Origin of the sequence: Paraburkholderia sp. J67 (assembly GCF_905220265.1) — a bacterium.
Classification (GTDB): Bacteria; Pseudomonadota; Gammaproteobacteria; order Burkholderiales; family Burkholderiaceae; genus Paraburkholderia.
Genome location: NZ_CAJMZK010000014.1, coordinates 40764 through 67131 on the forward strand (window position 1 = coordinate 40764; position 26368 = coordinate 67131).

A 26368-nucleotide genomic window follows, 5' to 3' on the forward strand; every position below is an offset into this window, starting at 1 on the left:
GGTGCCGACGAAAATAGTGTAGTCACACCGCGCGAGGAGTTGGGGGAGGGTTTGTCCCGTAGCACACAAATATTCGCAATACGTCGGCTATTTCGCTGCGTCGCGGGTGAGCGATGGACGACCTGGTGTGTGACGGATTCGTGATTTCAAACGTCGGATTTCGAGGCGACGATCCGCGCGGCATGATTGCGCCGACAAACTTGCCGCTTTCGGATTGGACGGATGCGTAGTGGCGGGTATGCGGCGTGCGCAGCGCGGCACGGCTGGCGGAACCCGACGGTTTCCGATGCCGTGCCGCGTCGCCTGACGCGATCATCTGGATGGCGAATCGAATGGCGGACTATTCGCAATCGCACCAGCAATGCTGCGGATCGTGCGCAACGATCTGCCGGTACTTGCCGCCATGAAACAGCAGGGGCGGGCCAGCCGATTCGCGCAGCGCTTCCACACGGGCGGTGTAGATCAGGTGATCGCCGCCGCCATGCACCGCGTCGACGCGCGCCGCGATCTGTACGAGCGCGGCGCGCACCACCGGCACACCGCCCATGCGTTCGAGCGGATCGTCGAGCGCCTCGCGCGGCTGGCCGCCAAAGTGCCGGCTCAGCGCTTCCTGGTTTTGCGACAGAAAGCTCACGCCGAAGGCGTCGCCGTGCGCGATCGATTGTGCGAAGCGCGCCTGCGCGCGGACCGAGACGAGGATCATCGGCGGATCGACGGACAGCGACATGAAAGCATTGGCCGTCATGCCCGCCGTGCGGCCCTCGTGCCCGAATGTGATGACGGTGACGCCGGTTGCGAACTGGCCCATCGCGCGGCGGAACCGCGCCGCGTCGAGCTTGAGGTCAAGGTCGCTCTCGAGAGGAGCGAGGGTCGCATTCATGGCTCAGATCAGCGGCGTGCCGGCGCTCTGGCCGCAGGCGAGGCGCCCGTAGGTCTCGAAGTTGGTGGCCGGCGTGACGATGCCGTGCAACGACGCCACGCGCGCGTCATGCCAGACCCGCGCGAACGGGTTGCCGAGCGCCGCGAGCGAGCCGCCCGAGGCGGTAGCGAGCGTGTCCACGGCGTCCCAGATCAGCGTTTCGGCGAAACCCACGTCGCGGCGCACTTTCGCGCGATCCATATAGGCCATGTACTGCCCGGAAGCGGCGCACGCATCGAGCGCATCGGCGTGTTTTTCGATGATGGTGCGCGCGGCGTCGAGCTTCGCCGATGCTTCGCCCACTTGCAGATGCGTGACGGCCGCTTCGGCCTGCTTCGTGTACCAGGAGTACTGGATGCCACGGCGCGGCAGCAATTCCAGGAAGGTGTCGAGCGCATTGCGCGCGATCCCGAGCGCCGGGAACGCGAGGATGATCGCAAGCATTGGAATGCAGGCGACGCGATAGAGCGCCTCGCCCGCAAGATGCGTCGAGCCGTACTGGCCATCGATGGCCTTCGTCATCGACGCCACGCGCTCGTTGGGCACGAACAGGTTGGTCACGCTCACGCTGGAACTGCCGGTGCCGCGCAGCGCCATCACGTTCCAGTCGTCGAGCGTGCGCACGTCGCTCGCGCGCACCAGCGCCACGCCTTGATCGATCACCTTGCCGCTCTCATCGACGATGGGAATGCCCAGCAGATCCCAGTTGGCGTGATAGATGCCCGAGTTGAAACCCCACACGCCTTCTTCGATTACGTAACCGCCATCGACTTTCTTCACGCTGGCCTTGCGCGGCGAGAGCACGCCAACCACGCGGGCACGATCGGGACTGCCAAACACTTCGTCCGTGACTTTCTCGTCGAACAGCGCGGCGGCGGCCCACGTCGTCACGTTGATGAGCGCGGCAACCCAGGCGGTGGAGGCGTCGCCGCGGCCGAGTTCGGCGACGACTTCGAGAAACGTGCGCACCGACGCTTGCTGGCCGCCATAACGGCGCGGCGTGGTGAGTTCTAGCAGGCCGGCGGCGTTCAGGTCGTCGATCGTTTCTTGCGGCAGGCGCGCCATCTGGTCGACCGTCGTCGCACGTTGCTTGAGCGTGGGCACGAGTTCGCTGGCGGCGCGCACGAGCGCGGCTTCGGCGTTCTGGGGCGTGGCAAGGTCATGCGGGGCGTTCATGGTGTCGTCCTCGGTGTGTCTCGTTGTTGAATTATTGATATTGTTATCAAAAATGATGACTCAATCAATAATGAGTAGGCCTGGTGCTTTCCCTGGCGATTCGATAGCGCTTTGAATGGCGCATCGCAAGAGGGATAGGCGAGCGCGAGCGGTGCGAGAAGGCGGCTTGATGCCGGTATCGGGAGCCTGCCCGGCGGGAGCGCGAAAGCAGGGGAGCCGAACCGCGTCCGGCTCCTATCGGTGGGGGGCGTTGCGTCAGCAACGATTCATGCCGCCTGCCAGGCAGGCGCAATCAGGCACGATCAGGCACGATCAGGCATCGAAAGCATTGACCGGTCCAATGAAGTCCAGCTTCCCAACGTCGACGCCATTCGCGCGCAGGATCGCGTAGGCCATCGCAACATGGAAGTAGATATTCGGAATCACGATCTGAAGTAAATAGTTTTCGCCAGTCAGCTTGCCCGGTACCCAGGAGACCTTGATGATTTGACTGGCCGCGTCGTCGTATCGGTTTGCGGGCACGCTTTGCGCGAATTCAATCGTCTTGCGGATGCGTGCACGCGCGTCTTCAAGCGTTTGCTCATTGTCCTCGTGACGCGGCGGCTGCTGTCCAGCAAGCCAGGCGGCCCCGCCTTTCAAATAATCGCAGGCGCTTTGTATCTGATAGAGCAACGCGCCCATGTCGGGCGCGAGACGGGTCGACAATAAAACGGCGGCATCGAAATTCTTCGCGTTTGCGTAACGCTCCGCCTTGTCGAGATACGTTTGCATCGTTCGTACTGCTTGCACACATTGTGCGATTGCCTGTGCATACATCGGGATCTCCAGAAACAGGGTTTTTCATAAAGCAACGCGCCCGCACGACACCGTGAAAGCCCAGCGGGCCGCCCGGCAGGCTTGAACTTCCCCTACAATATTGCGACCTCATTCCACGTGAGAAAACGCGTTGGACCGACTAGAAGCCATGGAAATGTTGCTGAGCGCCGTGGACAGGGGAAGCCTGTCCGCGGCCGCTCGCGAACTGAAAATCCCGGTCAGCACCCTCACGCGCAAAGTCGCCGATCTCGAGGAGTTGCTGGGAACCCGTTTGCTGATACGCACTACGCGCAAGCTCACCTTGACCGACGCAGGCCTCTCGTACGTCGCGGCGGCCCGGCGCATCCTCGATCTCGTGCGCGAACAGGAGCATGAGGCCACGGGCGAATTCGCGACCGCCAAAGGCGAACTCGTTGTGACTGCACCCGTGCAGTTCGGCCGCCTGCATGTGCTGCCGGTCATCAATCAGTTCCTCGCGCAGTATCCGGACATTACCGTTCGTCTGCTGCTCTCCGATCGCAACATCGACCTGATCGATTCGCACGCCGATCTCGCCGTGCGGATCGGAGAGCTCGCGGACAGCAGCATGATCGCCACGCGCATCGGCTCGTTGCGTTCGATCGTCTGCGCGAGTCCGGCGTTCATGGCCCGGCACCCGGCCCCGCGCGAACCCGACGATCTCGTAAAGTACCCCTGCATCGTCTTCAATAGCCCGTATCTGTCGCCGTGGCGCTTCCGCCTTCCCGGCACCCACAAGGTGTACCTGCTGGAAGTGAAGGCCAGGCTGGAGGTCACCTCACCCGACGCCGCAGTCAGCGCGGCCGTGGACGACGCGGGTATCACTTTCGTATTCGAGCACGATGCCGACGAGGCGCTGCGCAACGGACAACTCGACATACTCTTGCCCCGCTTCGAGGTCGACCCTGTGCCCGTGCATCTCGTTCATGTGTCCAGAAACCTCATGGCGGTAAAGCTGCGGCATTTCATCGACTTTGCGGCGCCTAAGTTAAGGGAATCGATGTCCCGCTTCGGCAAGCAAAAGCGCACCTGATTCATCATTCCTCGGCCGGGTCACCGAGCACCCGATCATTGCGTTCGTCGATGACCGCTCGCGTCGTCTGCGTCGCGCCTGGACCGGCGGCGAACCGGACATCCCGATACGTCAGCGCCTGCCCGTTCTGTGCGCGAACCTCCACGGCTTCCACGGGATTGCCGCTCACGTCCTCGACCAGCGTGATTCGTGGCTTGCCATTCGGCGCCAGCCATTTGTCCCCCCATTGCATCAGCGCGACCAGCACCGGGTAAAGATCGGTCCCTTTCGCGGTCAAGCGGTAACCAAACGTGTTGGCGCGTTCCGCGATCGGGAAACGTTCGAGAATGTCCAGTTCGATCAAACGTTCAAGCCGTGCCGTGAGGACATTGCGGGCGATACCCAGCCCGCTCTGAAATTCGTCGAAGCGCCGGCTGCCTTGCGTGCACTCGCGAACGATCAGTAGCGTCCACCACTCGCCAACCTCATCGAGGGCGCGAGCGATCGAGCAGTCCATTCCATCGAAGCGTTTTCTGTACATGATGGAACGTATCCTGGCACAAGTTTCGTCACGCAACTTAACCAGATTCCGGGGAACAGCTTCCCGCTTTGGCCCCGTAGCGTGACGCAACCGTGTCTCCTATAGTTGCGTCACGAAACTTAGCCGACAGTGGCTTCGGGTGAATCGTCCCGGATCGCTGGCACGCTCTGGATCATCCCGCTGCTTTGCGAAGCGGCAACGATCGATCACCTGACGGGCGGACTGGGACATAGCTCTTCGTCGCGCAGCCAGTTAAATCACTTAGGAATGCCATGAATAATGAAATTGATCAGACCGAGGTGGCCGTCACGACGCCACCGGGCGCGGCGACATCCGGCTCCGTTCGATGGGTCGGCAAGGGCGTTGCCGCCGTTGCGATCGTTGCCGTGGCGGCGACGGCTTTGTACCTGCACGGGTCGAATGCCGCGCCCGTTGCCGCACCGCCGCCGCCGTCGGTCAGCATCAGTGCACCGTTACAGCGCGATATCGAAGGTCGGCTCGGGTTTCTCGGCCAGTTCTCGGCCGTGAATCGCGTGGAATTGCGTGCCCAGGTTGGCGGCACGCTCACCCGGATCAACTTCAAGGACGGCGACGTCGTCCATCAAGGCGATCTGCTCTTCGAGATCGATCCCGAGCCCTATCAGATCAAGCTGAGCGAAGCGACGGCCGCACTCGAGGCGGCGAATGCCCGGCTGGCGCTCGCCACGCGGGAACTGGCGCGCGCGCAGGAACTGCAACAGTCGGAGGCGGGAACGGTCGAGAACGTCGATCAGAAAGTCGCCGAGCAACGTGCGGCTCAAGCGGCCGTCGATAACGCCAACGCGCTCGTGCGCGACGCGCGGTTCGACCTCGATCGCTGCAAGATCACGGCGCCGTTTACCGGGCGTATCGGCACGCATCTTGTGTCGACGGGCAATCTGGTATCGGGCAGCCGCGCCGGCACCGGTCCGACGACGCTACTCGCAACCATTGTGTCGCTGGACCCGATCTACCTGGATTTCGACATCAGCGAAAGCGACTACGCCGCTTTCCAGCGCTCGCGCGAGCACCAGAGCGGGCCGCTGGCCGACACCGTGACGATTTCGCCAACCGGCGACAGCGGCTATTCGCGCACCGGCACGCTCAACTTTATCGACAACACGCTCGATCGTTCGAGCGGCACGATCCATGCGCGCGCAACGATTTCCAACAGCGATCTGTCCTTGACGCCGGGTGGCTTCGCCCGCCTGCGGCTGGCGACGACCACGCCACAACCGGCCTTGCTCGTACCCGACGCCGCCGTGCTCCAGGATCAAACGGACCACATGGTGTACGTCGTGGGCGCCGACAACGTGGCCGCGGCGAGGAAGGTGGAGATCGGCGACGTGCGCGGCGGTCTGCGCGTGATCCGCTCGGGACTTGCCCCTACCGATCGCATCGTGATCGACGGCATTCCCACCGTTCGCCCCGGGGCGAAGATTTCCCCGCACGCAGGAAAGATTCAGTTCTCGGCCGAGCAGGGCGATGACGGAGCAAAATCATGAAGCTGACGCACTTCTTTATCGAGCATCCGCGCTTTGCCGCCGTGCTCAATATATTCGCGGTACTGATTGGTCTGGCGACGATGGTGAAGCTGCCCGTGGCCCAGTATCCCAACATCGTTCCCACGACGATCCAGATCACGACCTCGTATCCGGGCGCGTCGGCCGATACGATAGCGCGCACGGTGGCCACGCCGCTCGAGCAGTCCGTCAATGGCGTCGAAAACATGGATTACATTTCGAGCCAGTCGACCAGCAACGGTCAATTGACGATCACGGTAATCTTCAAGGTCGGAACGGATCCCAACACGGCGCTTTTGCTTACCCGCAGCCGCGTGGAAGACACGCTGTCGCGTCTGCCCGTGGACGTGCAGTTGCAGGGCGTGCAGGTGAAGAAGACCATCCAGGCGCTGCTGCTGGGCGTGCATGTCTATTCGCCCGACGGCTCCCGCAGTCCCGAATATCTGTCGAATTACATGCTCAAGGTACGCGATCAGATTGCGCGTTTGCCGGGTGTGTCGGATTTTCAGCTGTTCGGCGAACGGCAGTACGCCATGCGAATCTGGATCGATCCGGACAAAGCCGCATCGTATAACATCAGCGCCGGCGAAATACTCACGGCACTGCGCGCGCAGAACGCCGCGGTATCCGCTGGCGTGCTCAATCAGCCCCCGGTATCGAACAACGGCACGGGTGCCTATCAGATCAACGTCGACGCGCTCGGCCGTCTCACGACCCCTGAACAGTTTGGCGACGTCGTCGTGAAGTCCGATGCGCAGGGCCGCGTGACACGTATTCGCGATATCGGGCGCGTCGAACTCGGCTCCGTCGACTATGGCTCCAAGGCGTATGCCGACCGATACGCGGCCACGCCGTGGTTCGTCATCGCCACGCCCGATGCGAATGTGGTGCAGGTTGAGCATGACGTGTGGGCCAAAATGGCCGAGCTGAAAAAGAGCTTCCCGCCCGGCGTCGACTACATCAAGATCTACGACCCGACCACCTTCGTTTCCCAGTCGATCCACGAGGTCGCCAAAACCATCGCCATCGCGATTCTGCTGGTAGTCGGCGTGGTGTATCTGTTCCTGCAAAACTGGCGCGCCACGATCATTCCCGTTGTCGCGATTCCGGTATCGCTGGTCGGCACGTTCACGATTCTTTCGTTGTTCGGCGCGTCGATCAACAATCTCTCGCTGTTCGGACTGGTGCTTGCCGTTGGGATCGTCGTGGACGATGCCATCGTGGTGGTCGAGAACGTCGAGCGGAACATGGCGCTCGGCATGTCGCCGAAAGAAGCCGCGCATCGCACCATGAACGAGGTGTCGACCGCGATCATTGCCATCGCGCTCACGTTGTGCGCGGTGTTCGGGCCGACGGCCTTGATGTCCGGCATTTCGGGTCTGTTCTTCAAGCAGTTCGCGATTACGATCGCCGCTTCCACGGTCATCTCGTGCTTCGTCTCGCTGACGCTGAGTCCCGCGCTGTGTGCAGTTCTGCTCAAGCCGCACGAGATGGAGAAGTCGCACGGCGGATCGACGGCACTGGGGCGCCTCCATCATGCAGTGTTCGGCCGCTTCAATAGCTCGTTCGACTGGCTGTCGTCGCGCTACGGAAAAATGACGGGCCGCTTTGTTCGCGCGACGACGATCATGCTGATCGCCTACGCCGGTCTGATTGGCGCGACGGCCTTGCAGATGTCGAGAATGCCTACTGGCTTCATTCCCGAGCAGGACATCGGCTATCAGGCGGTGATCGCGTTTCTGCCGCCGGGCGCGAGTCTCGAACGCACCGACAAGGTGATCCGCGAAATCAACGACATCGTGCTCGAAACGCCGGGACTCAAGGGTGTGACGCACACGTCGCCCGTATCGGGATTCGACGTCACGACGGGCACGATTGCGCCCAACGTGGGCACGTTGTTTTACGGTCTGCCTTCGCTGTACGGCAAGCATGTGCCCGGCGTGAATGCAGCGTCGACGCTGGTCGAACTGCGCAAGCGTGTCGCGGGTGTCAAGGACGCGGTGGTGGTCGTGGTCAATCCGCCGCCCGTGCAAGGTCTGGGTGCTGCTGGCGGCTTCAAGCTGATGCTGGAAGACCGGGGCGGACTGGGGCCGCAGGCACTGGCCGACGCGGCGCATGCACTCGTGGCCGCAGCGAACAAGGACAAGGTGTTCGGCGGTGTTTTCACGCTTTACAACGCGGGCGCACCCTCCGTCTATGCCGACATCGATCGCCTCAAGGCTGAAAAAATCGGACTCACGCCGACGGATGTGTTTTCCACGATGGATCTCTATCTGGGTTCGCAATACGTGAACGATTTCAACTTCATGGGGCGTACCTATCAGGTTCGCGTTCAGGGCGACGAAGCATTCCGTCGTACACCTGAGGATATCGGCAGGCTCAAGGTGCGCAACGCAACCGGAGACATGGTGCCGATCAGCAGCGTGGCGACGTTTAAGAACACCACCGAGCCGTATCGCGTGCCGCGCTACAACATGTACCCCACAGCGGAAATCATGGGCGCAGCCGCCCCTGGATTCTCGTCGGGTGAGGCCATCGAACACATGGAGCAGCTCGCTGGACAGGTCCTGCCGAACGGCATTACCTACGAGTGGACCGACCTCGCGCACCAGCAAAAAGAGCAGACCATGTCGCCGCTCGTGATCTTTGCGGCTTCGGCGTTGTTCGTGTTCCTCGTGCTCGCGGCGCAGTACGAAAGCTGGAAAACGCCGCTCGCGATCGTGCTGATCGTGCCGATGTGTCTGCTCGCGGCTGCAATCGGGCTGAATCTGCGAGGCATGCCCATCGACATTCTTGCGCAGATTGGCTTCGTGGTGCTCGTTGGGCTGGCTGCCAAGAACGCCATTCTTATCGTTGAGTTTGCGCGGCAGCGCCAGGACGAAGACGGCGTCGACGCGGAAGACGCCGCGACCCACGCAGCCCATGTGCGGTTGCGCCCGATCCTGATGACGTCGTTTGCCTTTATCGCGGGCGTGGCGCCGCTCGCCATCGCCAGCGGCGCGGGCTCGGAAATGCGCCAATCGCTCGGCACGACGGTGTTCTTCGGCATGCTCGGCGTGACGATCTTCGGATTGGCATTCACCCCGGCGTTTTACGCCTTCGTTCGCAAGCTTGGCACGAAAGGCACCACCGCCTTGCGGCAACTTCGCAGTGGAGAAGTGAAATGAACAACTTCGTATCCAGAACCTCGAAGGCGATCGTGGGCAGTCTGATTGTCAGCGCATTGCTGGCGGCTTGCGCCGTTGGGCCGAATTACGTTGCGCCCACAACAGAGATGGCGCCGTTTCACAACGCGCAGATCGTGGCCGACCGGCAAACCACATTGCCAGCGCCGAGCCTCGATAGCTGGTGGACCGGGTTCAACGATCCCGAACTGGTGAAGGTGGTGCAACGCGCGCTCGATCAAAACCTCGACCTTCAGGCAGCGATCGCCCGCGTTGCGCAGTCGCGGGCCGCGGCTCAGGCGGCGGGTGCCCGCCTGCTGCCGACGGTCGATGCGAATGCGTCGTACACGGCGGAACATCAGAGCGTGCAGAGCCCGCTTGGAGCGCTTGCGAGCGCATTTCCCAATTACAGTCGCGACCAGAAGGAATACATAGCGGGCGCGACCGCAAGCTGGGAAATCGATCTGGCCGGCGGCCTGCGGCGTGCGCACACGCAAGCCACCGAGGAAGAGCAGGCCGCCGAAGCGGCTCAAACAGGCACGCGCGTCTCGATTGCCGCCGATGCGGCCGACGCCTACCTGCAAATCCGCGGATTGCAGGCGGAACTGGCCGTCACTGAGGATCAGGTGGAGACCGATGCACGCCTGCTGCAACTAGTGCAAGCGCGCAAGCAGGCCGGTGCATCCGACGAACGCGAGGTGGCCCAAGCCGAAGCCTTGCTGCGGCAGGCACGCGCCACGGTGCCGACCTTGCGCGTGTCGCTGGAAGCGCAATTGAATCGGCTCGACGTGCTGATGGGTGCACAACCGGGGACCTACGCGGCAGAACTCGGCGCAAACGCTGGCGCCATTCCCGATGTGCCGGCAATCGGCAACGCGGATCAACCGGTCGACGTTCTGCGGCGTCGCCCCGACATCATTGCGGCCGAACGTCATCTGGCGGCGTCGAACGAAGCGATCGGCGTGGCGCTAGCCGATTACTACCCGAAGATTTCGCTCGCGGGCGCACTGGGATTCGACAGCATTTCGGCGGGCCACTTCCTGAGCGCGAAGTCGTTTCAACCCGTTGGGACAGGTGCGCTGCAATGGCGTCTGTTCGATTTCGGCAAGGTGGACGCCGAAGTCAAGAGCGCTCGCGGCGCCTACGCGGAAGCGCTGGCGCAGTATCGCGAGGCCGCGCTCAAGGCCACCGAAGATGTTGAGGATGCCTTGATGACGCTCTCGCAAACCGAGATCCGCGCGCAGGAAATCCAGCAGGAGGTCGACGCGTTGACGAAGGCGCGCGATCTTTCGGAGAAGGCTTATCGCGCGGGGGCGATCACGCTGACCGATGTGCTCGACGCCGACCGGCAGTTACTCGACGCGCGCGACGATCTCGATGCAACAAGGGCGGATGCTGCCCGCGCCGCAGTGCGCACGTTCCGTTCGCTGGGCGGGGGATGGGATGCACCCCGTCAGCAGGTCGCGCAGGCCAACTGACTCACAGCCACCACTTAACCGCTTTATGGGGAACAGCTTCCTGATCGCGGCCCGTAGTGCGATCAGGTTGGCTTCCCTATAGTTTCGTCACGAGACTTATTTCGAAATTGCTTCTGGAGCAGCCGACATGGATCGCCGCCTTCTAACACTCTCACTCGGTATGTTCGCGCTGGGCACCGATAGCTTTGTCTTCGCGGGCATCCTGCCTGAAATCGCACACTCGTTTGGCGTCAGCATCGGCGCGGCGGGTCAGCTGATTAGCGTCTACGCGCTGAGCTATGCCTTGCTCGGCCCGACCATCGCGGCGCTTGCGGCAAACGTCGCACGAAAGCGTTTGTTGCTCAGCGGCATTGGATTGTTCGTCATCGCCAATCTTGGCACCATCGTGGCGCCGAATCTTGGCATCGCCTTGGCCACGCGGGCTTTCGCGGGCCTGGGCGCGGCGATGTTCTCGCCGACTGCCAGCGGCACCGGCGCTTCACTCGTGCCGCCGGAGCGGCGTGGCTACGCGCTCTCGATCATCGTTGCGGGTTTGACGACCGCTACCGCGCTGGGCTCGCCCATCGGCGCCGTGATTGGCGGGCTCGCTAGCTGGCACTGGACGCTCGTTCTCGTTGCTGTGCTCGGTGCCGCCGCATTCGCCGGTATCCTGGCGTTCTTGCCCGAAGTGCCGCTGCCGCCGGCCATTTCGCTCGCTCAGCGCCTGTCGCCGCTCACCGATTCCCGCGTTGGGCTTACGCTCACGACGACCGTGCTCGCGCAGATCGGCACCTTCATTATCTTCAGTTACTTCTCCGTGGTATTCGACCGTGCTACCGGCCATAGCGCCATGGTGCTGGGAGGACTGCTGGTGCTGTGGGGCCTCGCGGGAACATGCTCGAATCTGCTGACGGGACGCATCCTCGACAAGATCGGTTCGCACAAGGTGGTGATGATCAAGCTGGCTATCGTGGCCGTCGTCATCCTCACCATGCCGATCACCGGCGCCCATCTCTGGAGTGCGGCGATTGCCGTCACGATCTGGGGCGCCTGTGCATGGGGCGTGCTGGTGCCGCAGCAGTTTCGCCTCGCAAGCCTGAATCCGCCGATGACCGCCGTGCTGGTCGGCCTGAATACTTCGGCGACCTATGTGGGTGTGTCGATCGCCGGTGCGCTCGGCGCGGCCGTGATCCCGGTTATTGGCAGCCACAACCTGGGCTACCTCTCCAGCATTCCCGTGGTCATCGCGATTCTCGTTTCCGAACTCGCGACGCGCCGCATCGCATCGTTTGCCAAAGCCGCCAAAGGTGCAGTAACGGCCTGAGCTTCAATCCCGATACAAGGAAAGCATCATGTCTAACGTCAGCACATTCCGTGAGTTGCACGAAAATTCGTTTCCGCTCCTGTTGCCCAATGCGTGGGATGCCGGTAGCGCAAGGCTAATCGAGTCGCTGGGAGCACCCGCAATCGCCACGACCAGCGCCGGCTTTGCGTGGGCGCTGGGATATCCAGACGGCCGCATTCTCCCGTTCGATGAGGTCGTGGGTGCCGTTCGGCGCATCGTCCGCGTGCTGAGCGTGCCCTTGTCGGTCGATATCGAGCATGGCTATTCCGACGACCCAAGGACCGTTGCGGACCATGTCATGCGACTGGTGGATCTCGGCATCGCAGGGATCAATATCGAGGACGGCCCTGACCCTGCATCGCTTCTCGCTTCGAAGATCGAAGCGATCAAGAATGCCGTGGCGAAATCTGGCTCGGACCTCTTCGTCAACGCACGCAGCGACGTCTTTCTTGCAAGGCTGGTTGAACCATCGAAGCAGCCAGAAGAGTCGATTGCCCGTGGCGCGCTGTATGCGTCATCCGGCGCGGATGGTCTTTTTCTGCCGGCGCTCGTGAATGCATCCGATATCGAAACGATTGCCGAGGCAACCCGACTCCCGCTGAACGTCATGGCCGTGTCAGGGCTCGCCGACGCGGCGACGCTCGGCAAGCTGGGCGTGCGGCGGCTCAGTGCGGGTAGCGGCATTTCGCAAGTCGTGCTCGGCAAAGCGAAAAGCATCGCGCAAGACTTTTTGGCGAACGGTCGCGCGGATGCGCTCGACGATCAGCCCTTGGCGTATTCAGCCATTCAGGGGCTTTTCGCCAACGTAGCGGCTGCGTGAAAGGAGCACGTGCAGCGAAGGATTGATCGCGCGCGTTTATCCATCGAGTAGGTGCCGGCGCATGCGGTCATTCAGATATTGTTATTCAGTCATGCTTATTTTTATTGTCAGCGAGTCAAGGAGATTGTGATGATGCTAAAGGGAAAACGCGCTCTGGTTACCGGAGCCAGTCGAGGTATTGGCGCAGCCATCGCCCAGGCTTTGGCGCAAGCGGGTGCGGATGTGGCGATCACCTATGAAAAGTCGGCAGAGCAGGCCGCCAGTGTCGTGAAGGCGATCGAGGCGCAAGGTCGGCGCGGTATCGCCATCCAGGCGGATAGCGCCAATGCAACGGCGGTTCTCGCGTCTGTGCAACAGAGCGTCGAAGCCTTGGGCGGGCTCGATATTCTGGTGAATAACGCCGGTATTCTCCGCATGGGCGATGTCAAGGATATTTCCATCGAAGACATCGACGCGACGCTCAACGTCAATGTTCGCGCACCGATTGTGGCAGCCAAGGCCGCCATTCCGCATCTGGGCGCGGGTGGGCGGATTATTTCAATCGGCAGTTACTTTGCCGACCGCGTGCCGGCGTCGATGCTCGGCGTGTACGCCAGTTCGAAGTCCGCTCTCATTGCGTTCACGCAGGGACTGGCAAGAGAACTCGGCCCACAAGGCATTACGGCGAATCTGGTCCAACCCGGCTCCATCAATACCGATATGAATCCGGTCGAAGGGCCGTTTGCGTCGACGCTGAAATCGCTGACGGCCACTGGCGACTACGGCAAGGGTGACGACATTGCCCAGGCGGTGGTATTTCTGGCGAGCGCCAACGCCAGTTACGTGACTGGCGCCACGCTCACGGTCGACGGAGGGGCTAACGCTTAAGCAGGTCACCCGGGGCGCGCTTCGCGCTCCGTTCCATCGCTTATCCAGAAGCGCATTGATCCAAATCGGCGGAAACTATCAGGCAAGCCGATGATTGAGATCGTAAATTGTGAGTTTTCTTATGTGCCGTGCGTTTATACGATATTCATTGCCGGCACAGTCTTCGTGCAGACGGCACCGCAAGCGCCTCTGGAGGAGCGATGGAACATCAGCCCCGCACGCAGAACGAAAAACTCGAAGTCAAGACGACGACTTGCTACATGTGCGCGTGTCGCTGCGGCATACGTGTGCATTTGCGTGATGGCGAGATTCGTTATATCGACGGTAATCCCGAGCATCCGCTGAATCAGGGCGTGATCTGTGCCAAGGGATCGTCGGGGATCATGAAGCAGTATTCGCCGGCGCGGCTCACACAACCTTTATTACGCAAACCTGACGCCATACGCGGTACGGCGCAGTTCGAGCCCATCTCCTGGGAAGCTGCGTTCGATCTGCTTGAAAAGCGCCTGGCCCATTTACGCGCGACCGACCCAAAACAATTCGCGTTGTTCACTGGCCGCGACCAGATGCAGGCGCTAACCGGTCTCTTTGCCAAACAGTTCGGCACGCCGAATTATGCCGCGCACGGAGGGTTCTGCTCGGCGAATATGGCGGCCGGCATGATCTATACGATGGGCGGATCGTTCTGGGAATTCGGTGGACCGGATCTCGACCGGGCCAAGCTGTTCTTCATGATCGGCACGGCAGAAGATCATCACTCGAATCCGCTGAAGATTGCGATTTCAAAGTTCAAGCGCGCGGGTGGCCGCTTCATCGCGATCAATCCGATCCGCACCGGCTATGCGGCAATCGCCGACGAATGGGTGCCGATCCGTCCTGGCACCGATGGGGCGCTTTTCATGGCGCTCATGCGCGAGCTGATTGAAAGCAACGCGTATGACCGCGAATTCGTGGAGCGTTACACGAATGCGGGCGAACTGCTCGATATGCGGCCCGAAAGCGATACGTATGGTTTGTTCGTGCAGGACAAAACGGTTGACGTACGCAATCCGCTCTTTCCGCAGAATCATCTGTGGTGGGACGCAGAGAAGCAGCACGAGGTGCCGCATCACGCGCCGGGCGTGCGGCCCGCGCTTGAGGGGCGCTATACGCTCGCGGACGGCACGCCCGTCGCGCCGTCGTTCCAACTGCTGCGCGAGCAGGTTGCCAATTGCACGCCTGAATGGGCTGCCGGGATCACCGGCATTCCCGCAGACACGATCCGCCGCCTTGCCCAGGAAATGGCCGACGTCGCGCGCGATCATCAGGTCACGTTGCCGATTCCCTGGACCGATGCGTGGGGCAAGACTCACGCATCCGTCACGGGCGCGCCGATTGCTTTTCACGCCATGCGCGGGCTCGCCGCCCATTCAAACGGCTTTCAGTCGATACGCGCGCTAGCGGTGCTGATGTCCTTGCTCGGCACCATCGACCGGCCGGGCGGCTTCCGGCACAAGTCGCCGTATCCGCGCGCGGTGCCGCCCTCGGCGAAACCGCCCAACAGCCCCGACAACGTGAAGCCCAACACGCCGCTTGCGAATGGTCCGCTCGGCTGGCCGGCCGCGCCGGAAGATCTCTTCGTCGATGCCAACGGCGAGCCCGTGCGCATCGACAAGGCTTTCTCGTGGGAATATCCGCTCGCCGTGCACGGGCTGATGCATAGCGTGATCACGAATGCGTGGCGCGGCGATCCGTATCCGATCGATACGTTGTTGATCTTCATGGCCAACATGGCATGGAATTCGTCGATGAACACCGTCGAAGTTCGCAAGATGCTGGCGGACCGGCACGAAAGCGGCGAGTACAAAATTCCGTTCATCGTGGTGTGCGATGCATTCCAGTCGGAGATGACTGCTTTCGCCGATCTCGTTCTGCCCGATACCACTTATCTCGAACGTTACGACGCGATGTCGATGCTCGACCGGCCGATTTCCGAATTCGATGGTCCCGTCGACTCCGTACGCGTGCCCGTCGTGCAGCCAACGGGCGAGTGCAAACCGTTTCAGGAGGTGCTGGTCGAACTGGCTGGGCGTCTGAAACTTCCCGCCTTTACGACACCGGAAGGCAAGCGTAAATACCGCGACTATCCCGACTTCGTCATCCATCATCAGACGGCGCCGGGCTCGGGCGTGGGCTTCCTGATGGGATGGCGCGGTACGGAAGGCGACAAGGCGCTGGTTGGCGAGCCGAACCCGCAGCAGTGGGAGCAATACGCGAAGCATAACTGCGTCTATCACTACACGCTGCCCGAGTCGATGCAGTACATGCGAAACGTCAACGGGCCTTATCTACAGTTCGCCGTCGAAAAAGGATTTCGTAAGTTTAACGAACCAATCGTTATCGCGCTCTACTCGGATGTGATGCAGAAGTTCCGGCTCGCCGCGCAGGGCAGGACGAAGGGGCGACAGCCGCCCGACCATTTGCGCGCGCGCGTCGAACAGTATTTCGATCCGCTGCCATTCTGGTATGCGCCGCTCGAACACGATGCGACCGATCATGCGCGCTTTCCGCTCGCAGCGGTCACGCAACGGCCGATGGCCATGTATCACTCGTGGGATTCGCAGAACGCGTGGCTGCGGCAAATCCACGGCGAAAACTATCTCTACATGAATCCGCGTACGGCGGCCGCACAAGGCATCGAGGACGGCGGCTGGATTTACGTCGAATCGCAATGGGGCAAAGTGCGCTGCATGGCGCGTTATAGCGAAGCGGTGGAGCCCGGCACGGTCTGGACGTGGAACGCTATCGGCAAGTCCGCGGGCGCATGGAATCTTGGTCCCGACGCCAACGAATCGCAGCGCGGCTTTCTGCTGAACCACCTGATCGCCGACGAAATTCCAGTCAAGCGCGCCGATCATACGCGCACGTCGAATTCCGATCCGGTCACGGGGCAGGCAGCGTGGTACGACGTGCGTGTGCGTATCTATCCGGCGGAAGCGGATGCCGACCACACGCTACCGCAGTTCGCGCCCATGCCCGCGCTACCGGGCGCGATCGGTGCGGCCGCTGGCGGACTCATCCAGCGCGTTGTGCAGACCTATTTTGCCGGGCGCGGCGAGTTTGCCGCGCGTCTCATGAAAGCCACGCAGCGTAAGTAAACCGGAGAGCAGGCGATGACACAGATGGCGCTCGTGATCGATCTGAACGTCTGCGTGGGTTGCCACGCGTGCGTGACGAGTTGCAAGGAGTGGAACACCTCGGGCGAGGCGGGCAGTCTTGCCGACTTTCGCCCGTACGACGCCGATCCGTCGGGCACGTTCTTCAACCGCGTGCAGACGTTCGAAGCCGGCGAATATCCGCTTGCTGACACCATTCACTTTCCAAAGTCCTGCCTGCATTGCGAAGACCCGCCGTGCGTGCCGGTCTGTCCGACCGGGGCAAGCTACAAGCGCAAGGAAGACGGCCTCGTGCTGGTCGATTACGACCGCTGTATCGGCTGTAAATACTGCGCGTGGGCCTGCCCCTATGGCGCGCGCGAAATCGACGAAGCGCGCAAGGAAATGACCAAATGCACGCTGTGCAGCGATCGTATCTACAACGAGGCGCTGCCCGAGCGCGATCGCAAGCCTGCGTGTGTGCTGGCCTGCCCAACCTCGGCGCGTCTGTTCGGCGACATTCACGATCCCGAGTCGGTGGTGTCGAAGGCGATACGCGAACGCGGCGGTTATCAGTTGATGCCGGAGTGGGGCGCGCGGCCGTCGAATCACTATTTGCCGCGCCAGAAGGTGACGTCGTGCAGTAGTGGCACGTGTGCGTGCTCGACACCGGAGGAAGGCGAATCCGCCACGCTCGAAACCCAGGTCGAACGCGGCACGCTCAATCTGGCGTCTATTGCTACGCGCGTTTGAACATCGTGTTCCGAATCGAAGCGAGGATAGCGTTATGAAACCGGCATTTTCAGTGGTATTTCTCACGACGCTAAGCGGCGCGGGCCAGGGGTTGCTCATCGCGCTCGTGGGCGTCGAACTGGTGTTAAGGCTTCGCTTTGGCGATGCGGGCGCGGCGCCGATGGCGTTCTATGTCGTCGGCGCAGGGCTTTCGTGCGCGCTCGGGACATTGGGGCTCGTCGCATCGTTCTTTCACCTCGGGCATCCCGAGCGGGCGTGGCGCGCGATTGCGATGTGGCGCACCTCGTGGCTTTCGCGCGAATGCCTTTGTCTACCCGCGTTTCTTGGCTGCACCTTTGCGTATGGCCTGGCGCATTTGTTGGGCGCCTCGTTTTCGCTAGCGATAGGTGGCGTGGCGGTCGTGGCCAGTGTGCTGCTTTTCGTGTGCACCGCCATGATTTATGCGTGCCTGCGCTTTCTTCAGGAATGGGCGACGCCGCTCACGCTCATCAATTTCATGCTGCTCGGCTGCGCGTCCGGCTTTACGCTGGCGACCGCATGTGCGGCAGGATTCGCGCCGGCCATGACCGTGCCGCTCGCCATGTGCGCGTGCGCGTTGACGCTCGCTGGCTGTGCGTCACGTACGGCGTCGCTCATTCGCAATGCGCGTCTGCGCCCGAAATCGACGGTTCAAAGCGCGACCGGTATTCGCGCGGAGCGCGTCGAGCAGAAGTCGCGCGGCTTTACCGCTGGCGCCTTCAACTTGCGCGAGTTCTTTCACGGCAAGACGCCGCTTGCGCTTGCCCGTATCAAGTGGACGTTCCTGATAGCGGCGTTTCTCGCGCCTTTCTGCCTCGTGGCGATTGGGGGCGGCGTTCGATCCGTCGGGCTGTCGTTCGCGCTGCTTTGCGCGGCAGCGCTTATCCAGTACGCGGGGCTGGTGGCGGAGCGCTGGTTCTTCTTTGCCGAGGCGCGACATCCGCAGAATCTTTATTATCGGCAGTCGTAGCGGGCGGAGTTTCATCGCGCCAATGCGGTGCAGGCGGTCGTAGAACCCTAACGACGCAAAAATATTTCGCGACCGCCACAATATCCGTGGACCTGAAACGTCTTCAGGGACATGGAACCGCCACCCAACTCGCAGCCGATGACCGACCGAGACAGCGAAATCACCGCGACCGTGGTGCGTGAGCGCGCGAGGCTCGGCAATTTCATCCGGCGCCGGATACGCGACCAGGACGACGCCGAGGACATCCTCCAGGACGTGTTCCACGAATTTGTGCAGGCCTACCGGCTTCCCGCGCCGATCGAACAGGCGAGCGCGTGGCTGTTCCGTGCCGCGCGCAATCGCATCGTCGATCGGTTCCGCAAGAAGAAGGAGCAGCCGCTCGCCGATCTGTCCGAGGCCGGGGACGATGCCGACAGTGAATATCGCCTCGACCTCGCCCTGCCAGCGCACGATGCGGGCCCGGAAGCGCTCTATGCGCGCAGCCTGTTGCTCAAGGCCTTGCAGGAAGCGCTCGATGAGTTGCCGCCCGATCAACGCGACGTTTTCATCGCGCACGAACTGGAGGGGCGCTCGTTCAAGGAACTGGCTGCGCAAAGCGGCATCGCGCTCAATACGCTGCTCGCGCGCAAGCGCTACGCGGTCTTGCATCTGCGCGCGAGGCTACAGCCCATTTATGACGATCTTGACCGATAGAGGAGTCGACGGATGAAGTTTCGAATCAGATGCGCGGGTAAAGCGCTGCTTGTGGTGGTCGCCATCGCCGTACTGGGATGGGTGGTCATGATGCTATGGAATTGGGTGATTCCGGCGTTATTCGTCGGCGCTCGAACGATCGACTTCGCCCACGCGTTGGGCCTGCTGGTTTTGAGCCGCATTCTGTTTGGCGGATTCCGCGGGCACGGCGGCGGACGCGCCCGGCGTCACTGGCGCAAGTGGGAAGCGATGACGCCCGAAGAACGGGAGCAGTTCCAGTCGGCATGGCGAGCGAGGCACGCGCGGCGCTCGGGAGACGAAGCATGAGCGAGGCATCCACGGTTGACTGCAAGCAGAAGCCGGGCGTGATTGTGCCCGTCGTCGACCTGAAACGTTGCGAGGGCAAGGGCGATTGCCTGGAGGTCTGCCCCGAGCAGGTGTTTGAGATCCGGCGCATCGACGAAGCCGATTATCGCGGTCTCGGTTGGGGGCATCGCCTGAAGCTGCGCGTGCATGGAATGAAGGTCGCCTACACACCGAATGCCGATGCCTGCCGCTCGTGCGGTCTTTGCGTGACGGCGTGCCCCGAGCGCGCGATCAAGCTGGCCAGAGCGGCATAGTCTTGAAGGCGTGCGCAGAGGGACGCGGACGTCTGCGGTAGACTGCTGCCTTTCGCAATGTGTATGGACCCGGGACAGAGGTAACACATTGATCCGGTCATTCCGCCACCTTCATGTCCGTCTCTTTCCCTCCCACCGAAGAACAGCTCGCCGCCGTCTCTGCCGCGCACCAGGGCGGCGACCTCAAGATCAAGGCTTTCGCCGGCGCTGGAAAGACGTCTACGCTCCAACTCATCGCGAACCGTTTCGGGCAGCGGCGCGGCATCTATCTCGCCTTCAACCGGGACATCGCCGCGGCCGCAGCACGGAAGTTTCCATCGCATATCGTGTCGCGCACGATGCATGCGCAGGCCTGGAGTGCGGCCAGCGCAGCACTCAAACAACGCGGCAGTCTCCAGGCCGAGGCGCCGCACGCGCTGGCCGCCCGCTTCGGCTTCGGGCCGGTGCAGGTGCGCACGGTGACGGGTCGGGCTGTCGAGATCACGCCGTTCGAGACCGGCCGGATGATCGCCGACGCGCTCGGCCGTTTCTGCCGCTCGGCTGACGCGCAGCCGCACGCACGTCACATCGTCGTCGACGACAAGCTCGACGAGGCGGCAAGCGCCGCGCTGCAAGCCTGGCTGTTGCCTGCCGTGCATCGGTTGTGGGAGGAGAGCGCCGCGGCCGGGTCGGGCAGCGCCGTGTCGCCCGATGTCGTGCTCAAGCTCTGGGCGATGTCGGAACCGCGCATCGAGGCGGACTACATTCTCTTCGACGAGGCGCAGGACAGTGACGGCGTCATGCTCTCCGTGCTGGCGCGTCAGCGCCACGCGCAGGTGATCTACGTAGGCGATCCCTATCAGCAGATTTACGAGTGGCGGGGCGCGGTCAACGCGATGGCGCAGATCGACGCGCCCGAATGCGCGCTCACGGAATCGTTCCGGTTCGGCGCGACGTTCGCGGCGCTGGCGAGCCGCCTGCTTGCGCGTCTGGGCGAGCCGGTGCCGCTGCGCGGCCAGGCTGCGATCGGCTCGATCCTGGTGGAGGACCCCTCGATCGCGCCGCCAGTGGACGCCGTGCTGTGCCGCAAGAACGTGACCGCCATCTGGCAACTGGCAGCGGGCCTCGAAGCGGGCCACCGGCCGGCAATCCGTATGAGCCCGGCGGAGGTAACCGCTTTCGCGGACGGCGCCGATCAGCTACTCGCCGGGCAGCGCGCGTTCCGGCCAGCGGCGTTCACCCTGTTCGAGACTTGGGCCGATGCGCAGGCCTTCTCGCGCACGCCGTTTGGTCAGGACCTGCTGCCGCTCGTGCAGATCGTCGATGAACTCGGCACGGGCTATCTGCGCTCGCTTGCGCAGCAGTGCACGCCCGAGGCGCAAGCCGACTATGTCATCTCGACGGTCCATCGAGCGAAGGGCCTGGAGTGGAAACGGGTGCGCGTGGCGAACGATTTCCGCTTTCGCGGCGCGGACGGCAGGCCGGTTCCCGATGAGGACGAAATTCGCCTGCTCTACGTGGCGATCACGCGTGCGCAGCACGTGCTGGACATCTCGGCGATGCGCGACGAACTGCTGCGACTGGTGGCCCATCGTGGCTGAGATAACACCGTCGTGATTGCGCCGAGGAACATCAATCAGGCAGCAAGCCTGGATCGGGCAGGGTAACGCTGAAACGACTCAGGGAGCGGGTAGCCATGAGTGCATCGGCTCGCCATGTATTCCAGTTCGAATGACTGGAACGTGGAGCCGTGCAAGGCTTTGAGGAAGAGGGTGGCAGGGGAAGAAGGATTCGAACCTTCGAATGCCGGAATCAAAATCCGGTGCCTTAGGCCAGCTTGGCGACTCCCCTACGTAGGGGCGAGATCATAACAGAGGTTTGGAAAAGCGCAAAGGGCAGAGCAAGGAGATTCTGCATTCTCCGATTGGTCTGCGCGCGAGGCGGGTGGCCCAACCGCGCTTTGGTAGGTCAGCGAGCGATCCAATCCGCTCATCCCCCGCTGCGTTGCACAAAAATTGACATTAATTGCGATACGGGGTTTCCCGTATGCAAAAAAGTATCAGTGCGGCGTCTTATTTTCAGTAGCCGATTCGCATGGGGACAGGTAATTTTCAGACATGGCGGGCGCATCGAATCCGCGAGTCGAACTACAAAGAATGCACCGCCGCAGGAGGAAGACACATGCTATCCACGCAGGACGCGATGACGCACAGGGATGCGGGCCATGCCCGGCTGGACCAGCCCGATCTCGAACTGGTCGCGGTTCCGGTTGCCGAATCGTTCAAGGTCTGGGCGCATGGCTATCCCTATCGGACGGTGCGCTGGCATTTCCATCCCGAGTACGAGATTCACCTCATCACGGCCACGACGGGCAAGTTCTTCGTGGGCGATCACATCGGCAATTTCGCGCCGGGCAATCTCGTGATGGTCGGGCCGAATCTGCCGCATAACTGGGTGAGCAGCGTGCCGCAAGGCGAACGCGTCGACGAACGTTGCCTCGTCCTGCAATTCGACGCTGCGTTTGTCGCGCGCACCATCGAGGCGTTTCCCGAATTCCGGCGCGTGGAAGCGCTGCTGGACGCGTCGCGCGGCGGTCTGCTGTTCCCCCCGGAAACGGGTGCTGCCGTCGAGCCGATCCTGCGCGAGATGGTGAGTGCGCAGGGGCTGCGCCGCGTCATGCTGTTCATTGGGCTGTTCGACCAACTGCTGCGCAGCGCCGAGCCGCAAAAGCTCGCGAGCGCCGCCTATCGCGCCGACCCAAGCCGTTATGCCGGTTCGCGCATCAATCACGTGCTGACCTTCATCGGCAAGAATCTCTCGCAGGAATTGCGCGAGACGGATCTGGCCGCGCTCGCGGGTCAAAGCGTCAGCGCTTTCTCGCGGTATTTCCGCCGACACACGGGCGTGCCTTTCGTGCAGTACGTGAACCAGTTGCGTATCGATCTTGCGTGTCAGTTGCTGTTATCCGACGAACTGAGCATCACGGCGATCTGCTATCAGGTCGGCTTCAACAATCTCTCGAATTTCAACCGGCAGTTCCTGCAGATCAAGTCGATGTCGCCTTCGCGGTGGCGATCGTGGCAGCGCCTCAATGCCGCCAGCGCCGCCGAATCGGCCGACCGGACCCTCGTGCCCGCCTAGCGCAAACATTGCACGCAAGATGAAATGTCGCGCGGGGCTTTTCGTGCCCCGCGTGGGGAAGCTTTACCTGTTGTCCACCGGCGGCACGCGCTGCACCGGCATTTTTCCAACGAGACAAGCAAACAAAGGAGACAAGCCATGACCAAACTCTCAACCCATCTGATCAATGCGGCCTTGCTGGGCTTTGCGCTGACCGGCGCGAGTGCATCCTTCGCCGCGCCCAGCGGCACGGTGGCGTTCCTGATGCCCGACCACGCCTCGACGCGCTACGAGCAACATGACTTTCCGGGCTTCAAGGCGGAAATGGCCAAACTCTGCGCCGGTTGCAAGGTGCTGTACCAGAACGCCAATGCCGATGCGTCGACGCAGCAGCAACAGTTCAATTCGGTGATCGCGCAGGGCGCGAAGGTGATCGTGCTCGATCCGGTGGACTCGACCGCAGCGGCCTCGCTGGTCCATATGGCGCAAAGCCAGGGCATCAAGGTCATTGCCTACGATCGCCCGGTGCCGTCCACGCCGGCGGACTATTACGTGTCGTTCGACAACGAGGAGATCGGCAAATCCATCGCGCAGTCGCTGGTGCAGCGGCTCAAAGAGGCAGGCGTGGCGACCGGCAAGGGTGGTGTGCTGGAGGTCAACGGCTCGCCTACCGATGCGGCGGCAGGTCTCATCAAGAAGGGCATACACGAAGGGCTGGAAGGCAGCGGCTACAAGACGCTCTCCGAATACGACACGCCGGAATGGGCGCCGCCCAAGGCCCAGCAGTGGGTGAGCGGACAGATCACGCGCTTCGGTTCGCAGATCGTCGGCGTCGTGGCCGCCAACGACGGTACGGCTGGCGGCACCATCGCCGCCTTCAAGGCCGCGGGCGTCAATCCGGTGCCGCCCGTGACCGGCAACGACGCGACGCTGGCGGGCCTGCAACTGATCGTGGCGGGCGATCAGTACAACACGATCCTCAAGCCGAGCGAGATCGTCGCGGGTGCGGCCGCCAAGGTCGCCGTGGGCTTCCTCTCGGGCGATAAGCCCAAGGGCGAAACGACGCTCTTCAACACGCCGTCGCAGCTTTTCAAGCCGGCTGTCATCACCGCGAAGAACATCAAGGCCGAGGTGCTGGACAAGGGCTTCACGAGCGCGAAGGACCTGTGCACGGGGCGCTACGCGGACGGCTGCAAGAAGCTGGGTATTGCGAATTGATCAGGTATGCAGATCGAATGGGGTGCGGCGCCTGCCGTCCCCCTGGTTTTCCAGAGAGCAGGTAATTCCATGACTGAGCCCATGATTGAGAACACCCCAACTCGCGCGTCGCAGGGCGAACTCGTGCTGAGTCTGCGCGGCATCTCGAAGCATTTCGGCGCGGTCTCCGCGCTCACCGACATCGAACTCGACGTCCATGCAGGCGAAGTGGTCGCCCTCGTGGGCGACAACGGCGCCGGCAAATCGACGCTGGTGAAGGTGCTGGCAGGCGTGCATCAGCCGAGCGCTGGCACGATCACGTTCCGTGGCCAGCCGGTCACGCTGACCGATCCGGCCACGGCGCTCGACCTCGGCATTGCCACGGTGTTTCAGGATCTCGCGCTGTGCGAGAACCTCGATGTCGTCGCGAACATTTTCCTTGGCCGCGAATTGAGTCCGATGCGGCTCGACGAAGTGCAGATGGAAGTGCGCGCCTGGACGCTGCTGAACGAACTGTCGGCGCGCATTCCCGATGTGCGCGATGTGGTCGCGTCACTCTCCGGCGGGCAGCGCCAGACGGTCGCGATCGCGCGTTCGCTGTTGCTGGACCCGAAGCTGATCATGCTCGACGAGCCCACTGCGGCGCTCGGCGTGGCCCAGACGGCCGAGGTGCTGAACCTGATCGAGCGCGTGCGCGAGCGCGGCCACGCGGTGATCATGATCAGCCACAACATGGAGGACGTGCGCGCCGTGGCGGATCGCATCGTCGTGCTACGCCTCGGGCGCAATAACGGCGTCTTTTATCCCGATTCCTCCAATGCGGAACTGGTCGCCGCCATTACGGGCGCGACGGAAAACGCGGTGTCGCGCCGCGCCGGACGGCGAGCCGCGCAGCAGGACGTTCAATGAAAGGAATGATCATGAGCAAGCAAACGCAGGGCGCAACGCAGTCGCCCCCGCCCCCGCTACTCGACCGCAGCGATGTGCGCGTCAAACATGCGAGCGGCGTTGGCGAGACCGTGTCGGCTTTCGTCGACCGGATCCGCTCGGGCGACCTCGGCTCGCTGCCGGTCATCGTGGGTCTCGTCATCATCTGGACGGTGTTCACGAGCCTGAACCCGGTCTTTCTCTCCGCCGACAACCTGGTGAACTTGCTGTTCGACTGCTCGACGGTCGGCGTCATTTCGCTTGGCATCGTGTGCGTGCTGCTGGTCGGCGAAATCGATCTTTCGGTGGGGTCGATGAGCGGCTTTGCCTCGGCGCTGCTGGGCCTCTTGTGGGTCAACGAGGGCTGGCCGGTGCTGCTCGCCATCGTCGTCGCAATCGTTGTGGGCGGCGCGATCGGCGCGCTCTACGCGATGCTCCTGAACCGCCTGGGGATGCCGAGCTTCGTGTCGACGCTTGCCGGGCTGCTCGCGATTCTCGGCATGCAGCTCTATGTGCTCGGCTCGGACGGTTCGATCAACTTGCCCTACGGCTCGGCGATGGTGAATTTCGGGCAACTAATGATTATTCCAGCCGTCGTCTCGCACGTGCTGGCGTTGCTGCCGGGGCTCACGATGGTGGTGCTCGGGCTGCGCACGCGCGAACGCCGCCGCGCGGCCCGTCTTTCGGCGCCGTCGGTCAGCGGCTTGCTCGCGCGCGCCGCGATCATCACGCTGTTGCTCGAACTCGTCGTCGCCTATCTCGACCGGGGGCGCGGCGTGCCGCTGATGTTCGGCGTATTCCTTGGCCTGACCGTCGCGATGAATTACGCGCTCACGCGCACGCGCTGGGGACGTTCGATGAACGCCGTGGGGGGCAATCGCGAAGCCGCGCGGCGCGCCGGTATCAACGTGCGGCGCATCTATACGAGCGCGTTCGTGCTGTGCGCCGCGCTGGCCGCACTGGGCGGCGTGCTCACGGCGACGCGGCTGGCATCGGCCAGTCAGCAGGCCGGCACCGGCGACGTCAATCTCAACGCGATTGCGGCGGCCGTGATCGGCGGCACGAGCCTGTTCGGCGGGCGCGGCAGCGCCTGGTCCGCGGTGCTCGGGATCATCGTGATCCAGTCGATCGCGAGCGGCCTCACGCTCCTCAATCTGTCTTCGTCGCTGCGTTTCATGATCACCGGCGCGGTGCTGGCCATCGCGGTGATCGTCGATTCGCTGGCGCGCCGCTCGCGTGTCACGCATGGCCGCGCCTGAGCGCGCCTAACTCAATGCATCC

The 26368-nt window shown here is 62.7% G+C and carries 22 protein-coding genes and 1 tRNA gene; 18 read left to right on the forward strand and 5 right to left on the reverse strand.

Features of this window, described 5'->3' with window-relative positions; translation table 11 throughout:
- Window positions 1–340: 340 nt before the first annotated feature.
- The 3 genes from U5782_RS23675 to U5782_RS23685 form a co-directional block, all read right to left on the reverse strand.
- The gene (locus U5782_RS23675) at window positions 341–880 is read right to left on the reverse strand and encodes a flavin reductase family protein (protein WP_322046312.1); all 540 of its coding nucleotides are present in this window, start codon (window positions 878–880) and stop codon (window positions 341–343) included.
- Window positions 881–883: 3 nt separating this feature from the next.
- Window positions 884–2095 carry an acyl-CoA dehydrogenase family protein gene (locus U5782_RS23680; protein ID WP_322046313.1) on the reverse strand — a complete coding sequence of 404 codons (1212 nt, stop codon included), beginning with the start codon at window positions 2093–2095 and terminating at the stop codon, window positions 884–886.
- Between the two features lie 312 nt (window positions 2096–2407).
- Complete coding sequence (locus U5782_RS23685) at window positions 2408–2911, reverse strand: DUF1993 domain-containing protein (protein ID WP_322046314.1); 504 nt, start codon at window positions 2909–2911, stop codon at window positions 2408–2410.
- Between the two features lie 148 nt (window positions 2912–3059).
- On the opposite strand from U5782_RS23685, the gene U5782_RS23690 reads away from it, so the two are divergent.
- Window positions 3060–3962 (forward strand): LysR family transcriptional regulator, encoded by a 903-nt coding sequence (locus U5782_RS23690; RefSeq protein WP_322046315.1) that lies wholly within the window; start codon window positions 3060–3062, stop codon window positions 3960–3962.
- Between the two features lie 4 nt (window positions 3963–3966).
- Here the strand turns inward: U5782_RS23690 and U5782_RS23695 are convergent, their stop codons facing one another.
- Window positions 3967–4482 (reverse strand): helix-turn-helix domain-containing protein, encoded by a 516-nt coding sequence (locus tag U5782_RS23695; protein ID WP_322046316.1) that lies wholly within the window; start codon window positions 4480–4482, stop codon window positions 3967–3969.
- A gap of 272 nt (window positions 4483–4754) precedes the next feature.
- On the opposite strand from U5782_RS23695, the gene U5782_RS23700 reads away from it, so the two are divergent.
- From U5782_RS23700 to U5782_RS23760, 13 genes are all read left to right on the forward strand, one after another.
- On the forward strand, window positions 4755–6005 hold the full coding sequence (locus U5782_RS23700) for an efflux RND transporter periplasmic adaptor subunit (protein WP_322046317.1): 1251 nt from the start codon (window positions 4755–4757) through the stop codon (window positions 6003–6005).
- Window positions 6002–9190 (forward strand): efflux RND transporter permease subunit, encoded by a 3189-nt coding sequence (locus U5782_RS23705; RefSeq protein WP_322046318.1) that lies wholly within the window; start codon window positions 6002–6004, stop codon window positions 9188–9190. Before U5782_RS23700 ends, U5782_RS23705 begins: the two co-directional genes overlap by 4 nt.
- Window positions 9187–10665 carry an efflux transporter outer membrane subunit gene (locus U5782_RS23710; protein WP_322046319.1) on the forward strand — a complete coding sequence of 493 codons (1479 nt, stop codon included), beginning with the start codon at window positions 9187–9189 and terminating at the stop codon, window positions 10663–10665. The genes U5782_RS23705 and U5782_RS23710 overlap by 4 nt, the downstream gene beginning before the upstream one ends.
- 127 nt (window positions 10666–10792) lie before the next feature.
- Window positions 10793–11968 (forward strand): MFS transporter, encoded by a 1176-nt coding sequence (locus U5782_RS23715; protein WP_322046320.1) that lies wholly within the window; start codon window positions 10793–10795, stop codon window positions 11966–11968.
- A 28-nt stretch (window positions 11969–11996) separates the two neighbouring features.
- Window positions 11997–12809, forward strand: coding sequence for an isocitrate lyase/phosphoenolpyruvate mutase family protein (locus tag U5782_RS23720; protein WP_322046321.1), 813 nt, complete (start codon window positions 11997–11999; stop codon window positions 12807–12809).
- A gap of 126 nt (window positions 12810–12935) precedes the next feature.
- Window positions 12936–13676, forward strand: a complete 741-nt coding sequence (locus tag U5782_RS23725; RefSeq protein WP_322046427.1) for an SDR family oxidoreductase — start codon at window positions 12936–12938, stop codon at window positions 13674–13676.
- Window positions 13677–13876: 200 nt separating this feature from the next.
- Complete coding sequence (locus tag U5782_RS23730; protein WP_322046322.1) at window positions 13877–16813, forward strand: molybdopterin oxidoreductase family protein; 2937 nt, start codon at window positions 13877–13879, stop codon at window positions 16811–16813.
- A gap of 15 nt (window positions 16814–16828) precedes the next feature.
- On the forward strand, window positions 16829–17563 hold the full coding sequence (locus U5782_RS23735) for a 4Fe-4S dicluster domain-containing protein (protein WP_322046323.1): 735 nt from the start codon (window positions 16829–16831) through the stop codon (window positions 17561–17563).
- Window positions 17564–17597: 34 nt separating this feature from the next.
- The gene (locus U5782_RS23740) at window positions 17598–18551 is read left to right on the forward strand and encodes a dimethyl sulfoxide reductase anchor subunit family protein (RefSeq protein WP_322046324.1); all 954 of its coding nucleotides are present in this window, start codon (window positions 17598–17600) and stop codon (window positions 18549–18551) included.
- Window positions 18552–18662: 111 nt separating this feature from the next.
- Window positions 18663–19244: an RNA polymerase sigma factor gene (locus U5782_RS23745; protein WP_322046325.1), complete on the forward strand. Its 582-nt coding sequence runs from the start codon at window positions 18663–18665 to the stop codon at window positions 19242–19244.
- 12 nt (window positions 19245–19256) lie between these two features.
- Window positions 19257–19571 (forward strand): hypothetical protein, encoded by a 315-nt coding sequence (locus tag U5782_RS23750; protein ID WP_322046326.1) that lies wholly within the window; start codon window positions 19257–19259, stop codon window positions 19569–19571.
- Window positions 19568–19864: a 4Fe-4S dicluster domain-containing protein gene (locus U5782_RS23755; RefSeq protein ID WP_322046327.1), complete on the forward strand. Its 297-nt coding sequence runs from the start codon at window positions 19568–19570 to the stop codon at window positions 19862–19864. Before U5782_RS23750 ends, U5782_RS23755 begins: the two co-directional genes overlap by 4 nt.
- Window positions 19865–19977: 113 nt before the next feature.
- Entirely contained in the window at window positions 19978–21444 is a 1467-nt protein-coding gene (locus tag U5782_RS23760; RefSeq protein ID WP_322046328.1) for a UvrD-helicase domain-containing protein, read from the forward strand.
- 172 nt (window positions 21445–21616) lie between these two features.
- Here U5782_RS23760 and U5782_RS23765 read toward each other — a convergent pair.
- Window positions 21617–21694 (reverse strand) — tRNA-Gln (locus U5782_RS23765).
- Between the two features lie 330 nt (window positions 21695–22024).
- Between U5782_RS23765 and U5782_RS23770 the strand changes: the two genes are divergently transcribed.
- From U5782_RS23770 to U5782_RS23785, 4 genes are all read left to right on the forward strand, one after another.
- Window positions 22025–22984 carry an AraC family transcriptional regulator gene (locus tag U5782_RS23770; RefSeq protein ID WP_322046329.1) on the forward strand — a complete coding sequence of 320 codons (960 nt, stop codon included), beginning with the start codon at window positions 22025–22027 and terminating at the stop codon, window positions 22982–22984.
- A 138-nt stretch (window positions 22985–23122) separates the two neighbouring features.
- Window positions 23123–24181 (forward strand): sugar ABC transporter substrate-binding protein, encoded by a 1059-nt coding sequence (locus U5782_RS23775; protein ID WP_322046330.1) that lies wholly within the window; start codon window positions 23123–23125, stop codon window positions 24179–24181.
- A gap of 81 nt (window positions 24182–24262) precedes the next feature.
- Entirely contained in the window at window positions 24263–25069 is an 807-nt protein-coding gene (locus U5782_RS23780) for an ATP-binding cassette domain-containing protein (protein WP_322046331.1), read from the forward strand.
- 11 nt (window positions 25070–25080) lie between these two features.
- On the forward strand, window positions 25081–26346 hold the full coding sequence (locus tag U5782_RS23785) for an ABC transporter permease subunit (protein ID WP_322046332.1): 1266 nt from the start codon (window positions 25081–25083) through the stop codon (window positions 26344–26346).
- Window positions 26347–26368 lie beyond the last annotated feature (22 nt).

Bases quoted from the DNA above. Each gene is read 5' to 3' on its own strand.
- U5782_RS23675 (WP_322046312.1), bottom strand. From the start codon at position 880: ATGAATGCGACCCTCGCTCCTCTCGAGAGCGACCTTGACCTCAAGCTC.
- U5782_RS23680 (WP_322046313.1), bottom strand. From the start codon at position 2,095: ATGAACGCCCCGCATGACCTTGCCACGCCCCAGAACGCCGAAGCCGCG.
- U5782_RS23685 (WP_322046314.1), bottom strand. From the start codon at position 2,911: ATGTATGCACAGGCAATCGCACAATGTGTGCAAGCAGTACGAACGATG.
- U5782_RS23690 (WP_322046315.1), top strand. From the start codon at position 3,060: ATGGAAATGTTGCTGAGCGCCGTGGACAGGGGAAGCCTGTCCGCGGCC.
- U5782_RS23695 (WP_322046316.1), bottom strand. From the start codon at position 4,482: ATGTACAGAAAACGCTTCGATGGAATGGACTGCTCGATCGCTCGCGCC.
- U5782_RS23700 (WP_322046317.1), top strand. From the start codon at position 4,755: ATGAATAATGAAATTGATCAGACCGAGGTGGCCGTCACGACGCCACCG.
- U5782_RS23705 (WP_322046318.1), top strand. From the start codon at position 6,002: ATGAAGCTGACGCACTTCTTTATCGAGCATCCGCGCTTTGCCGCCGTG.
- U5782_RS23710 (WP_322046319.1), top strand. From the start codon at position 9,187: ATGAACAACTTCGTATCCAGAACCTCGAAGGCGATCGTGGGCAGTCTG.
- U5782_RS23715 (WP_322046320.1), top strand. From the start codon at position 10,793: ATGGATCGCCGCCTTCTAACACTCTCACTCGGTATGTTCGCGCTGGGC.
- U5782_RS23720 (WP_322046321.1), top strand. From the start codon at position 11,997: ATGTCTAACGTCAGCACATTCCGTGAGTTGCACGAAAATTCGTTTCCG.
- U5782_RS23730 (WP_322046322.1), top strand. From the start codon at position 13,877: ATGGAACATCAGCCCCGCACGCAGAACGAAAAACTCGAAGTCAAGACG.
- U5782_RS23735 (WP_322046323.1), top strand. From the start codon at position 16,829: ATGACACAGATGGCGCTCGTGATCGATCTGAACGTCTGCGTGGGTTGC.
- U5782_RS23740 (WP_322046324.1), top strand. From the start codon at position 17,598: ATGAAACCGGCATTTTCAGTGGTATTTCTCACGACGCTAAGCGGCGCG.
- U5782_RS23745 (WP_322046325.1), top strand. From the start codon at position 18,663: ATGGAACCGCCACCCAACTCGCAGCCGATGACCGACCGAGACAGCGAA.
- U5782_RS23750 (WP_322046326.1), top strand. From the start codon at position 19,257: ATGAAGTTTCGAATCAGATGCGCGGGTAAAGCGCTGCTTGTGGTGGTC.
- U5782_RS23755 (WP_322046327.1), top strand. From the start codon at position 19,568: ATGAGCGAGGCATCCACGGTTGACTGCAAGCAGAAGCCGGGCGTGATT.
- U5782_RS23760 (WP_322046328.1), top strand. From the start codon at position 19,978: ATGTCCGTCTCTTTCCCTCCCACCGAAGAACAGCTCGCCGCCGTCTCT.
- U5782_RS23770 (WP_322046329.1), top strand. From the start codon at position 22,025: ATGCTATCCACGCAGGACGCGATGACGCACAGGGATGCGGGCCATGCC.
- U5782_RS23775 (WP_322046330.1), top strand. From the start codon at position 23,123: ATGACCAAACTCTCAACCCATCTGATCAATGCGGCCTTGCTGGGCTTT.
- U5782_RS23780 (WP_322046331.1), top strand. From the start codon at position 24,263: ATGATTGAGAACACCCCAACTCGCGCGTCGCAGGGCGAACTCGTGCTG.
- U5782_RS23785 (WP_322046332.1), top strand. From the start codon at position 25,081: ATGAGCAAGCAAACGCAGGGCGCAACGCAGTCGCCCCCGCCCCCGCTA.